Genomic DNA, 12587 nt, shown 5'->3' with positions numbered 1-12587 from the left:
GCCGTGAGCGACCAGTCGGTCGAGGGTCGCGAGGACGTCGAGGACGTCGCGGAGACGCTCGACGATCTGTCCGAGACGGTCGAGGAAACGGATGAAGGGAGCACCGGGGGCGACGAGGTGGCCGACGAAGCTGACGAGCCGTCGACCGACGACGGGAACGTACCCGACCGCGATCTCGACGACCTGCTCGACCGCGCGATGGGCGACGTCGACGCGCTGCTCACCGCCCACGAGAGCGACCACCCGTTCGAGGAGGTACAGGAGGACGTCGAGGACCTCATCGCGGTCGTCGAGGAGATCGAGGAGCTCCTCGAAACCATCGATCTCACCGACCTCCCGGACGCCGTCGACCTCTCGGAGCTGCCGGACGCGATCGACGCGAGCGAGGTCCCCGAGGCGATCGCGGAGGGCGACCCCGGCGAGGCCGTGAAGTACCGAAAGCTCCTCCAGGTCGTCGAACTCGGGAAACTCTGGGATACGGTCGACGTCCGGGAGTTCTGGCGGAACAAGCGCGAGTTCGACGACGCGACCGACGAACTGACCGACGACGAGGACGACGAGAAAGGGCCGATGGCGAAACTCCGCGAGCTCGTGGGCGACGACGATGCCGACGGCGACGACGCCGGCAGTATCGAGGGTGGGGGTGCCAGCGGTACAGCCGACGTCAACGCCGACGCCGAGGGCGGGAGCGAGCGCGACGATATCGACGTCCCGACCGAGACCATCCAGCAGCGGGTCCAGTCGAAGCTCAGCGACGCGGTCGAGGAGTTCAGGGAGAGCCTGCTCGACACGAGAGAGCGCGTCAAGGAGCTCAAGGAGGAAAACGAAGCACGGACCGAGGACGTCGAACAGCCGGAGTCGCGGAACCCGACGGCGTACTCCTCGATCCCGACCTCGCGGAACGACATGAGCGGCCGAGCGGCGTTCTCGACGGTGCCCGAGGAGACGCGCTACTCGTCGGCCCCGAACCGGCCACGGCTCTACGGATCACGCCTCGACCGGACGGCGGAGGGCGACGATGAGTGAGCGCGGCGGCGGTCCGACGCGGCGAAGCGACAGTCTCGCGGACGTGGTCGAGATGTTGCTCGACAAGGGCGTGGTCATCAACGCCGACATCGCGGTCTCGGTGGGTGACACCGAACTCCTCGGGATCCAGCTCCGAGCGGCGCTCGCCTCCTTCGAGACCGCCGCGGAGTACGGCCTCGAGTTCCCCGACGGCACCGACATGCGCCGGGTCGAGGCGGCCTCCGACCGGACCCCGATCGAGGAGGTCGACGACGAGGACGACCCGCCGCCGATCAACGAAAGCGGGTCGTGGCTCGCCGAACCGCCGATCACGAGCGACGAAAGCGATTCGGACACCGACTACGACGACGAGAGTCCCGCCTCGGAACCGGGAATCGGGGCCAGACCGCGGATCGGCGGGCGATCGAGACGGGAGGGCGACGAAGCCGACGGAAGCGAGGACAGGGAGGAAAGCGAGAACGCGGCCGAGGATACCGACGACACTGAACCGGAGGCAACGACCGACGGGGAGAGCGATGACGAAGATTGATCTCGACGGCGACGACGCCGCCGACGGGCTGATGACGCTGGTGCTCGCGGTCATCGAGATCCTCGTCGACGCGCTGGAACGCGAGGCGATCCGGCGAATGGAGTCGGGCGACCTCTCCGACGAGGAGGTCGAACGCCTCGGCGCGCAGCTCGCGTCGGTCGAGGCGGAGATCGATCGACTCGAAGCCGAAGCCGGGGTCTCCGAACCCGTCGACGATCTCCGGGGCGAGCTCGACGGGCTTGTCACCGATCTCGTCCACCGGGCTAACGACTCCGACCGGGCCGAGCGGGGCGTGATCGGGGATGAGTGATTCCGAGAGCGAGTTCGCGACCGGCCGCTATCTCTACTGTGTCGTGAGCGTCGACGAAACCCGTGTGGACGAGGCGTTCGACCGGACGGGCGTCGACGACGAGCCAGTGTTTCTCGTGGTCGAGGAGGGCCTCGGTGCGGTGGTTCACGAGTGCGAGGCGCTCTACGACGCCGCCAATCCCGACGTGGTGCGCAAGTGGCTTCTCGAACACCAGGCGACCATCGACGCGGCGGGCGAGCGCTTCGGCACGCCCCTCCCCTTCCGGTTCGACACCATCCTGACCGGCGGCGACGAGCGCGTGCGCGAGTGGCTCACCGAGGAGGCGGGAACGCTTTCGGCGCATCTCGACGAACTCGCCGGCCACTGGGAGTACCGGATCGAGGTCGCCGAGGACGACGCGACCCTCGACGAGGGACTCGCGAGCGACGACCAGCTCGCCGACCTCGCCGACCGGATCGAGACCGCGGGCGAGGGAACCGCCCACCTCCTCGAAACCCAGTACGAGCAGCGCCGCGACGAGCTCCGCCACGAGCGCCGCGCCGAGCGCACCCACGAGCTGGCCGAGCGACTCGAACCGCTGGCCCGCGAGGTCCGGGAGCTCTCGCCCGAGCGCACGACGACGCTCGACGACGAGGACGACACCGCAACGGGAGCCAACGGCGACCGTGAGGACGACACCGCAGCGGGAGACGACGACCGCGAGAGCGCGACCACTCAGGCGCGCGTCTCGGTGCTGGCTCACGAGTCCGATACGGACGCGATCGGCGAGGAGCTCGACGCGGTGGCGGCCGAGCCCGGCGTCGAGGTCCGCTTCACCGGCCCGTGGCCACCCTACACGTTCGCGCCGACGTTCGACGAGTGACTCACTGATGGAACCATCGAAACCGGAAGAGGGCGCGGTGGTCGACCTCGTGGACGCGATCCTCCGCGACGGGGTCGTGCTCCAGGCTGACGTCATCATCTCGGTCGCCGACGTCCCACTGATCGGCCTCAAACTCAGAGCGGCGCTCGCGGGGATGGACACGATGACCGAGTACGGCATCTTCGAGGACTGGGACCGGACCCATCGACGTCGGGCGCTCGACGACGACGCCGGACAGCCGCTCTCCGTCGAGGCCGAGGACGCGACCGACGACGAGCAAGCGGACACGGAAAACGAGGAATGACGGCGCGTTCGCCGGCAGTGTGGCCCTCTCGGCTGTCCCCGAGTCGACCGCCCGTCCGGACGTGCGCACGACGGTACGACCGGACCACGCCCGGCGCATCGTTTAGGAACGTCCGGCGGCAACCGTCGATCGATGTCGCCCGCCGGGGACTACCACGACGTTCGCTCGATCGCAGTCCACGCCGAGGACGTGGTGAGCGCGATCGAGGCCAATCGCTCCGACGGGCCGCGGACTGTGCTCCGGGTGACGCCGCCGTTCGACGGCCGGATGCGCGCGCGCCTCCACGTCGAACACGAGGGCGAGTACGCCGAGGGCGACGGCCAGACACCGATTCATATTCCACCTTCACGGCTCGTCGCGGACCCACCGACCCGGCCGACCCCGGACGGGACCGGAGACCGACTCCGCGCCGACCCCGCAGCGACCTATTCGGTCGAGACCCACCACGAACGCCACACGACGGCGGTGGCGGCGTGGCGCGAGGCGCTCGCCGCATCGATCGTCGAGTCGGTCACGCTCGACGGCACGGGCGGTCCCCACCGCGTCGAGGTCACCGTTCTCGGCTGAAGCGTCTCGTCCGGTTTATCCCGCGGGCGGGGATATTGTTCGGTATGACCGACGACACTCCGTCGATCCTGAGTCACGAGGAGGCGGCGATCGCGGCCGCGCTCACCGAGGGGCGCGACCCGGTGACCATCGCCGACGAACGCGACGCCTCGATCGCCGCGATCGAGGCGTCGATCGACCGCATCCGGGAGAAGACCGAGCGTGCGTTCGCCACCCTCGACGCCAGCCCGTTCGCCGCCGACCTCGCCGCGGACCTCGATCCGGAACGCCGCGCGGCGCTCCGGGACGCGCTCGCGGAGTGACCGACGCTATATACCGCTCCCGACGCGAACCACAACTGATCCCGAAACACGGCAAAACGCTGCGGAGAAGACCCCTCGACATCGATTGATCGACGAGAAACGCTCCATTACTTGACGACGATCCGTCACCAATGCGCGTCAACGCTCACCACAGTATAAGTCGCTCCAGCACGATGAATCGTTCGGGGCCGTCAGTATGTCACGAAGAACCGAACGAGTGCTCGCCGGCGGGGGCGGCGAGACCGACGGGATCGGCGCAACGCTCGCGTCCGCGTACGCGAACTACCGGGACGATCCCCGGACCGAACCGATTCAGGCGATCGCGTTCTGGCTGGCGGTCGTCCTCCCGGTCGTCCACCTCTCGCTGCTCGCGACCGGCCTGTCGAACGGAACGGAGACGGCGCTGTTCGTCGGGCTGTTGGGACTGAACGCCGTCGCGATCGTCGCCGGCCACGCCCACCGCGCCTGAATTTCGCCACTCACTCGCCGGAGAGCGCCGCCCGGAGCCGCGGCCACTCCGCGGCGAGCGCGCGGCGCTTGAGCAGCACGAACCCCGCGAAGATCAGGACGAACCCCGCGACGGTCGCGGCGTCGATCGACTCGTCGAGGAGGAGTGCGCCCGAGATCGCCGCGAACACCGGCGCGACGTACGAGACGAGGTTGATCTCGATCGGGCCGAGCCGGTCGAGCAGGTCGAAGTAGATGAGGAAGCCGACCGCACTCGCCGCGATCGAGAGGTACGCGAGCGCCGCGATCCCGGCGGGCGTCACCTCGACGGTCGCGACCGATTCGCCGAGGAGGACGCTCACGCCGTGCATCAGGAGTGCGCCGCCGACCATCGACCACGCCTCCATCGTCTCGATCGGGAGCTGTGCGGGGATCCGGCGGGTCAGGACGCTCCCGAGCGCAAAGGACAGCGCCGCCGCGAACACGAGCCCCTCCGCGAGCAGCTCCCCGTTCAGGAGGTTCGTCGGGTCCGGACTGGTGAGGACGACGACGCCGACGAGCCCGAGCAGGATGCCGGCGATCCCCGCGGTCGTGAGGCGTTCGCTGGGGAGGAACACGCGCGCGAACGCGGTCGTCAGCACCGGCGAGAGGCTGACGACGACCGCCGCCGCCGCGCTAGTCGTCCCCTGCTCGCCGACGAACAGGAAGGCGTGGTACGCGGCGATAAGAAAGACCGCGCCGACGCCGACGAGCGCCCACTCCGCTCTCCCACGGGGCCGCCAGCGATCGGTCGCGTAGAGCGCGTAGCCGAGCATGAGGAGGCCGGCGATGTCGTACCGGAACGCCGCGAAGAGAACGGGCGGAAAGTACGCGAGTCCCGCCTTGATCGCCATGAACGCAGTCCCCCACAGCCCGGCGAGGGCGAGAAACGCGAGCAGGTTGCGATAGCGCACCACTTGATCTCCGCGAGGCGACGACCTGAACGTTACGCACTCGGCTCGTCCGCCGGTTCGTCGCGTTCTCCCAGATCGGATTCCGTGGCCTGGGCCCGCTCTTCGGGTGGTTCGAGCGGCGTACTCTCCCAGTAGGCGTGCCCGTCGACCGCCCGGAAGCACGCCGCTTCGTGGCTCGATCCGGCGTCAAAGCGCCGGGGATCCTCCTCGCGACACGCCTCGCGGGCGTGGGGACACCTGGTGTGGAACCGACAGCCGGCGGGGGGATCGCGCGGCGAGGGCACGTCGCCCGCGAGCGCCTCGACCTCCCGATCGCGCTCGGCGGTGTTCGCGCGCGGGACGCTTTCGAGCAGTGCCTCGGTGTAGGGATGACTCGGGCGCTCGAAGATCTCCTTGACCGGGCCGATCTCGGCGATCTCGCCGAGATACATCACCGCGACGCGATCCGAGATGTGCCGTACCACCGAGAGATCGTGGGCGATGAAGAGGTAGGTCAGGTCGAACTCCTCTTGAAGATCCCCTAGGAGATTGAGGATCTGGGCCTGAACCGAGACGTCGAGCGCGCTCACGGGTTCGTCGAGCACCACGAACTCGGGATCGAGCGCGAGCGCGCGGGCGATCCCGACGCGCTGGCGCTGCCCCCCCGAGAACTCGTGGGGGTAGCGCTCGCGCTGGGCCGCCGAGAGGCCCACTCGATCCAAGAGGTCGGCGACGCGCTCGTCGCGCTCCTCGCGCGTATCGATCCCGTGGACGTCGAGCGGTTCGCGCACGATCTCGCCGACGGTCTGACGGGGGTCGAGACTGGAGAAGGGGTCCTGAAACACGATCCCCGCACGCCGACGAAACGCCTTCTCGTCGTCGCCGGACAGCCCCGCCACGGGTTCGCCATCGAAGCGCACGGTCCCGGCGGTCGCCTCCCGCAGCCCAAGCAGCGTCTCGCCGGTGGTCGACTTCCCACAGCCCGATTCGCCGACCAGGCCGAGCGTCTCGCCCCGCTCGACCGCGAACTCCACGCCGTCGACCGCCCTGACGGCCGTCGGGTCCCGTCCCAGCAGCCGGTCGAACAGCGAGTCGTTCTCGTAGTAGTGCTTTTCGAGACCATCGACGGTCACCAGCGGCTCGTCCGAATCTCCGGCCCGCGTCTCGTCCACATCGGTCCCGTCGTGATCGAGTCGTTCGCTCATGTGTCAGTCCCTCCGTCGGATTCGTCGAAGAACCCTTCCGGCAGGGCGCGTGCCTCGTCGAACTCGTGATCGGCGAGATAGCACTTCGCGCTGTGGGCGGTCGTGTCACCTGGCGCGTCGTTTCCTGCCGCAGCCGCCCCTGCTGCATCCGCTCCCGCCCTGTCCGCCTCCTCAGCGACGCCCGCACCGTCGACCGCGAACGCGGGCGGCTTGTCGAGACACTCCTCCATCGCCTTCGGACACCGATCGGCGAAGTAACACCGGTCGTCCATCTCCGCCGCGAGCAGGCTCGGGACGTTGCCCTCGATGGGATCGAGCCGCGGGGCGGGGTCGTCGAGGTCCGGGATCGATCCGAGGAGTCCCTGGGTGTAGGGATGCACCGGGCTATCGAACACGTCCGCCAGACTGCCGTGTTCGACGATCTCACCGGCGTACATCACCCCGAGTCGGTCGCAGGTCCGCGCGATCACCCCGAGATCGTGGGTGATCAGCACGATCGCCATGTCGAGTTCGTCCTGGAGGTCCGCCAGCAGATTCAGGATCTGGGCCTCGATGGTGACGTCGAGTGCGGTGGTCGGCTCGTCCGCGATCAGGAGATCGGGCTCGCCCGCAAGCGCCTGCGCGACCATCGCGCGCTGGAGCATCCCCCCCGAATACTGGTGGGGGTACTCCGCGGCGCGCGCTTCCGGATCGGGGATTCCGACCTGTCCGAGCAGCTCGATCGCGCGGTCGTGGCTCTCCTCGCCGACGTAATCCCGCGTCGGAACGACCGTGCTCGCCAGCATCGATCCGAGGCCGAACCCCTGAGTGCGCGAGCGCGTCGAGCGCGGGTTCGCGCTCGCGCGGCGCTGGACCTCGACCGCCTCGGCGATCTGCTCGCCCACCGTGATCGAGGGGTTGAAGCTGCTCATCGGATCCTGGAAGATCATGCTCACCGACGAGCCACGGAGCGAGCGCCGGACCTCGGGGGGGACGCACCGGAGATCCACAGCGTCCCCGTCGACGGCGTCCGGATGCGATTCTCCCATCTCATCGGCGAGGTCGGCGTCGCGATACCACACCTCGCCCGAGACGATCTCGCCGGGCGACTCCACGAGATCGATGATCGAGAGCGCCGTGACCGACTTCCCGGAACCGCTCTCCCCGACCACGCCGAACACCTCGCCGTCGCGCACCGTGAAGTCGACCGACTCGACCGCGTTGACCTGCCCTTCCTCGGTGAAAAAGCGGGTCGTGAGGTTCCGAACGTCGAGCAGGGGCTCGGAACTCCCTCTGCCGGCCATCACGCCCCACCTCCCTCGCCCTCGATGCCCGGATCGAGGGCGTCGCGGAGCCAGTCGCCGATCAGGTTGACGCCGATCACGGTCAGCACGATCGCGACGCCTGGCATGGTCGAGATCCACCACGCGGTGGCGAGGTAGTCACGGCCCTGCGCGATGTCGAAGCCCCACGAGAGGTTCGCGCCCGAGAACCCGAGATACGACAGCGAGCTTTCGAGGAGGATGATCGCCGCGATCTGGATGGTCGCGAGCACCAGAATGGGGGTGATGCTGTTCGGCAGCACGTGTTTCCGGAGGATGAACCCGTCGCTCGCGCCGACCGACCGTGCGGCCTTGACGTACTCGGCGTCGGTGATCGAGAGCGCCTCGCCCCGCGCGACGCGGGCGAACCAGACCCAGTTGACCAGCGCGACCACGAGGATCACGGTTCCGGGCAGCGCGAACGAGTCGGGCATCCCGGGAGCGAACCCGAGCGCCACGATCGGATCGGGCACGCTGACCGTCGCGCCGCCGAACAGCCCCACGAGCGCGACCGCGAGCACGAGCGAGGGGAAGGCGAGCATGACGTCCGCGCCCCGCATCAGCGCGTCGTCGACCTTGCCTCCATAATAGCCCGCCGACAGTCCCACGGTGACGCCGAGCACGGTGGCGATCGCCGTCCCCAGAACGCCGACGAGCAACGAGGTCCGCGCGCCGTAGAGCACCCGCGAGAGCATGTCGCGACCGAGCGAGTCAGTACCCAGAGGATGGGCGGCGGTCGCGCTGATGTTCGTGGTCTCGTTCACGATCTCGATCTCGCCGTCGACCATCTGCGAGGTGGTCTCGTTGGTCTGGGCGCTGAACCCGAGGGGTGGCAGCGACGAGTTGTTGAGGTCCTGGTCGAAGGGGTTCTGCGGGGCGAGCACGGGTGCGAACACCGCCACCAGCACGACCGCGACCACGAGCACGATCCCGACTTTCGCCAGCGCGCTCGATCGGAGTTCGCGCCGGAGGTTCCGGAGGGTGCGTGGTCGGATCATTCGTTGGCCACCTGCGGGTTGAGCGAGGCGTAGAGTGCGTCCACGAGGAGGTTGACGATCACGAACCCGGCCCCGATCACGATCAGCGAGCCCTGGATCATCGGCCAGTCACGCGCGTTGATCGCGTTGATCACCAAGGTACCGAGCCCGGGCCACGCGAACACCGCCTCGGTGATGACCGCCCCGCCGATCAGCGTTCCCAGCTGCAGGCCGACCACCGTGATGACGGGGATCAGCGTGTTCCGGAGGGCGTGTTTGTACCGCACCAGCGTCTCCGGCAGCCCCTTCGCGCGCGAGGCTCGGATATAGGTCTTGCCGAGTTCGTCGAGCATGCCGCTTCTCGTGAGGCGAGTGATGAGCGCGGTGAAGTACGTGCCGAGCGTGATCGCCGGGAGCGTGATGTGGGCGAGCCACGTCACGAGACCGTCGACACTCCCCTCGGTGAAGAGCATCTCGATCGCGGGGAGAAAGCCGACGACTCGCCGACTCGTCGGGAACAGCCCGAACTGCACCGCGAACACGAGCACCAGCATGATGCCGAGCCAGAAGTTGGGCGTGCTGATCCCGGCCAGCGAGAACCCCGTCGCGCCGTAGTCGGCGGGCTGGTGGCGATGGGTCGCGCTGACCACGCCGAGCGGGATCGAGAGGCAGACGGCGACGACGGTCGCGGCGATCGCGAGTTCGAGCGTCGCGGGCAGCCGGTTGAAGATGCGGGTGCTCGCCGCGGTGCCCGAGATGTACGAGTAGCCCATGTCGCCCTGGAGGAGGGAGGCGAGATAGTCGACGTACTGGACGTATATCGGGCGGTTCAACCCGAGCTCGGCCGCGATCTGCTGGCGGAGCGCCTGGCTCGCGTCGAGCGGCGCGACGAACGTGATCGGGTTGCCCGGCGTGACGAAGCGCAGCAGGAAGACCACGGTCACGACTCCCCAGATCACGAACACGCCTTGCAGGGCTCGCTTGAGGAGGAATCGACCGGTCGCCATCAGGTCGAGCCTCCCGCCGTCGACACCGCCCGATCGCCGACCGTGCAGGGTCGCTGGCGAGGTGACTCCATCCGGGTGGTCAGCTCGTCTCGCCCATCGCGTAGGCGTTGATGCGCTCGTCGCGGCGCGCGCTCCACTCCACCCGGTTGCTCACGCCGTAGACGCTGTACTGGCGATTCAGGAAGATCCACGGAGCCTGCTCGTTGATCAGCGCGTTCGCCTCCTGAAGCAGCGACTCGCGCTGGTCCTCGTCGCTCGTGGACTGGGCGTCCGCGACGAGCGAGTCGAGCTCCTCGTTGCTGTAGGAGGTGAGCGCACCGTCGCTCGTCAGCAGCGGGATGATGGTCTGGCTCGCGTCGAACGTGGCGTTGCCCCACCCGATCAGGTAGAAGTCCGGGCCGGTCGTGATGTCGCCATCGGTGAGTTCGCCCGCGAGCGAGGTGAACTCGCGCTGGCTGATCCCACACGAGACGTTCGACAGCGAGTCGATCTGGCTCACGACCGCCTGGGCGATCTCGACGTCCTTGAGGTAGCGCCCGACCGGCGTGTGGAGCGTGATCTCCGCGCCCGCGAAGCCGCTCTCCTCCACGAGGGACTCGGCCTGGGCCTGGTCCTGGGGGTAGGGATCGACGTCGCCGTTGTACCCGAAAAAGCCTTCGAGCGTCGGCTGTCCCGTGGGGTCCGCAAAGCCCGAGAGCACGTTCTCGACGATCCCGGAGAGGTTCACGGCGTAGTTCATCGCCCGGCGGAACTGCGGACTCGAAAACGGCTCGACGTCGTAGCGCATCGCGTTGTAGATGACCCGCGTGCTCGGGACCGCGCTCAGCCCCGCGCTGTTACTGGAGCGAACCCGCTGAGCGTCCTGGGGTGGGACGTTAACCGCGACGTCGGTCTCGCCTTCGAGCAGCTGGTTGACCCGAGTGCTCGACTCCTGGGCGGCGTTGAACGTGAGCTGTGAGATGTCGGCCGGTTCGCGCCAGTAGTCCTCGTACCGCGAGAGCACCACCCGGACGCCCTGCTCGTAGGACTCGAGCTGGAACGGCCCGGTGCCGTTCATGTTTTGGGCGATCTCCTCCCCGGAGCGCTCCTCGACCCACGACTGCTGCATGACGTCACAGTACGTGGCGAAGGAGGCGAACACGATCGGGTTGAACCCGTCCGACATCACGTCGACCGCGCGCTCGCCGTCGACGACTTCCGCGCCGGTCACGCCAGCGAGCTGGTCGGCCTGCGGGCTGGTGAACCCGACGTCCTCTTTCACGATCCGGTTGATGCTGAAGGCGACATCCTCGGGGGTGAGATCGTCGCCATTATGAAAGGTGACGCCCTCCTGGAGCGTGAAGCGCACCCGGCCCTCCTCGACGCGCTCGTAGTCGGTGGCGAGCTTCTGGATGATCTTGCCCTCCGCATCGCGCGCGAGCACGCCCTCGTAGGCGTGGAGCACCACGTTGTCGGTCGGCGTCTCGCGGTGGTTCTGCGGGTCGAGCGTCGACGGCGGCTGACCCTGGGTGATCGTCACCCCGAACCCGCCCGTGCCCGATCCGTCTCCGCTCTCGTTGCCGGCTTCGGTCTCGGTGCTCTCTCCGCCTTCGGTCCCGCCGCTGGTGGTCGCCTGATCCCCCGCGGTGGTGTCGGCCCCCTCGGTCGCCTCGCCACCGCTCGCGTTGTCGCCGCCCGAACCGTTCTCGCCGCCGTCGCCGCCACCACCGGAACAGCCGGCGAGCGCCGTGGTCGCTGCCGCACTCCCGGCGAGCGCGAGAAAGCGCCGCCGGCTCGTCGAACGATCGTGAGGGTCGGTCATGTCCCGCACATTGGTTCATCGTGGTATATATGCTACGGTAGGAGTTACCAGTCCCATTGATCCACCTTCTCCCTCCAACGTCGAGTGGCGTGCCGAACGAAAGGCAGTTCCGGCGCTCCTAGCGCGGATATGTTCGGAAACTGTTCGGCTGATACTGCCTCCTCTCGACCGAGATGGGAACATCGGGACTCACGGCGTTTCTCGTGGCGAGGTGCGCTCCGTAGCCTCAGTTTCCTTCGTCCTCATCGACGAGCAGCGTACTCGTGACGAGGCTCTTCGTCGCCCGACGGAATCGCTCGGAGAGCGCCTGGTGGGAGACGCCGAACTCGGCGGCGAGTTCCTTGGCGTTCACTTCACGCGGGATCTCGTAGTAGCCCTGCTCGACAGCCGCGGTGAGCGCGTCGTGTTGTGCCTCCGTGAGATCGTACTGTGCCTTCTCGAACCCGTCAACTCCATAGATACGCTTCACGTCGAGCGTGAACTCGCTTTCTTCGGCGTACTCGTTCGTGGCCGAGAGACCGTTCCGCTCGGGAAAGAGCACGCGGAGGTGCCACTCGCCGTCGGTCGCGGTGGCCTCCTGGACGGTCGCGCCGTGGCCGTTGACCATGTACCCGATGACCTGGGCGGTGTCGTTCCACACCAGTCGGTAGAAGCACTCGTCGTCCGTCTCGCCGAACAGTTCGACCTCCTCGACGCTGGAATCGGCTTCGAGTATCTCGGTCAACCCCTCGAGCTTCCCCTGCGTCATCCGCACGAACGGCACCACCTGGGTCGTGTTGTGGGCGACCACGCGATCGATGTTGAACGTCAGCTCCGGCCGGCGTTCGAGCGTCTCGTAGAGCGCGAACTCCTCCGCCGGGATACTGAACTCCGCGATTACCGACACGAGATGTATCCATGACTTGCTTGCATATGAATGGTGGCGTTCGGTAGTTTCGGGCGCTGTTCAAAACAGCCATCAGGGCGCTGCAAAAGCGTCCTGAGACGAATCTTCGGGGGATCAGCGTCCGTCTGCGA

15 protein-coding genes are annotated in these 12587 nt (G+C 67.9%); 8 read left to right on the top strand and 7 right to left on the bottom strand.

Going from position 1 to position 12587, the window contains the following annotated elements; genetic code table 11:
- The first annotated feature begins 3 nt into the window (after window positions 1-3).
- The 8 genes from TX76_RS02475 to TX76_RS02440 all read left to right on the top strand — a co-directional run bounded on the left by TX76_RS02475 (window position 4) and on the right by TX76_RS02440 (window position 4369).
- A complete protein-coding gene (locus tag TX76_RS02475) occupies window positions 4-1026 on the top strand; it encodes a hypothetical protein (RefSeq protein WP_049898784.1) in 1023 nt (340 codons plus the stop codon).
- Window positions 1019-1555: a gas vesicle protein GvpJ gene (gvpJ, locus tag TX76_RS18570; RefSeq protein ID WP_049898783.1), complete on the top strand. Its 537-nt coding sequence runs from the start codon at window positions 1019-1021 to the stop codon at window positions 1553-1555. The genes TX76_RS02475 and gvpJ overlap by 8 nt, the downstream gene beginning before the upstream one ends.
- Window positions 1542-1865, top strand: a complete 324-nt coding sequence (locus TX76_RS02465; RefSeq protein ID WP_049898782.1) for a gas vesicle protein K — start codon at window positions 1542-1544, stop codon at window positions 1863-1865. Before gvpJ ends, TX76_RS02465 begins: the two co-directional genes overlap by 14 nt.
- Complete coding sequence (gvpL, locus tag TX76_RS02460; RefSeq protein WP_049898781.1) at window positions 1858-2727, top strand: gas vesicle protein GvpL; 870 nt, start codon at window positions 1858-1860, stop codon at window positions 2725-2727. The genes TX76_RS02465 and gvpL overlap by 8 nt, the downstream gene beginning before the upstream one ends.
- A gap of 7 nt (window positions 2728-2734) precedes the next feature.
- Entirely contained in the window at window positions 2735-3031 is a 297-nt protein-coding gene (gene gvpM / locus TX76_RS02455; protein ID WP_049898780.1) for a gas vesicle protein GvpM, read from the top strand.
- 132 nt (window positions 3032-3163) lie between these two features.
- Window positions 3164-3598 (top strand): hypothetical protein, encoded by a 435-nt coding sequence (locus TX76_RS02450; protein WP_049898779.1) that lies wholly within the window; start codon window positions 3164-3166, stop codon window positions 3596-3598.
- 44 nt (window positions 3599-3642) lie between these two features.
- A complete protein-coding gene (locus TX76_RS02445; protein WP_049898778.1) occupies window positions 3643-3900 on the top strand; it encodes a hypothetical protein in 258 nt (85 codons plus the stop codon).
- 196 nt (window positions 3901-4096) lie between these two features.
- On the top strand, window positions 4097-4369 hold the full coding sequence (locus tag TX76_RS02440) for a hypothetical protein (RefSeq protein ID WP_049898777.1): 273 nt from the start codon (window positions 4097-4099) through the stop codon (window positions 4367-4369).
- Between the two features lie 10 nt (window positions 4370-4379).
- Here the strand turns inward: TX76_RS02440 and TX76_RS02435 are convergent, their stop codons facing one another.
- The 7 genes from TX76_RS02435 to TX76_RS02405 form a co-directional block, all read right to left on the bottom strand.
- Complete coding sequence (locus TX76_RS02435; protein ID WP_049898776.1) at window positions 4380-5303, bottom strand: DMT family transporter; 924 nt, start codon at window positions 5301-5303, stop codon at window positions 4380-4382.
- Between the two features lie 29 nt (window positions 5304-5332).
- The gene (locus TX76_RS02430; RefSeq protein ID WP_049898775.1) at window positions 5333-6484 is read right to left on the bottom strand and encodes an ABC transporter ATP-binding protein; all 1152 of its coding nucleotides are present in this window, start codon (window positions 6482-6484) and stop codon (window positions 5333-5335) included.
- The gene (locus TX76_RS02425) at window positions 6481-7767 is read right to left on the bottom strand and encodes an ABC transporter ATP-binding protein (RefSeq protein ID WP_049898774.1); all 1287 of its coding nucleotides are present in this window, start codon (window positions 7765-7767) and stop codon (window positions 6481-6483) included. The genes TX76_RS02430 and TX76_RS02425 overlap by 4 nt, the downstream gene beginning before the upstream one ends.
- Window positions 7767-8783: an ABC transporter permease gene (locus TX76_RS02420; protein ID WP_049898773.1), complete on the bottom strand. Its 1017-nt coding sequence runs from the start codon at window positions 8781-8783 to the stop codon at window positions 7767-7769. The genes TX76_RS02425 and TX76_RS02420 overlap by 1 nt, the downstream gene beginning before the upstream one ends.
- Window positions 8780-9769, bottom strand: a complete 990-nt coding sequence (locus TX76_RS02415) for an ABC transporter permease (RefSeq protein WP_049898772.1) — start codon at window positions 9767-9769, stop codon at window positions 8780-8782. Before TX76_RS02415 ends, TX76_RS02420 begins: the two co-directional genes overlap by 4 nt.
- A gap of 79 nt (window positions 9770-9848) precedes the next feature.
- Window positions 9849-11570, bottom strand: a complete 1722-nt coding sequence (locus tag TX76_RS02410) for an ABC transporter substrate-binding protein (RefSeq protein WP_079890729.1) — start codon at window positions 11568-11570, stop codon at window positions 9849-9851.
- A 226-nt stretch (window positions 11571-11796) separates the two neighbouring features.
- The gene (locus TX76_RS02405; protein WP_049898771.1) at window positions 11797-12456 is read right to left on the bottom strand and encodes a bacterio-opsin activator domain-containing protein; all 660 of its coding nucleotides are present in this window, start codon (window positions 12454-12456) and stop codon (window positions 11797-11799) included.
- Between the last annotated feature and the right edge of the window lie 131 nt (window positions 12457-12587).

Origin of the sequence: Halococcus agarilyticus, assembly GCF_000334895.1 — an archaeon.
Classification (GTDB): Archaea; Halobacteriota; Halobacteria; order Halobacteriales; family Halococcaceae; genus Halococcus; species Halococcus agarilyticus.
This window is presented reverse-complemented; position numbering and strand designations above follow the sequence as displayed.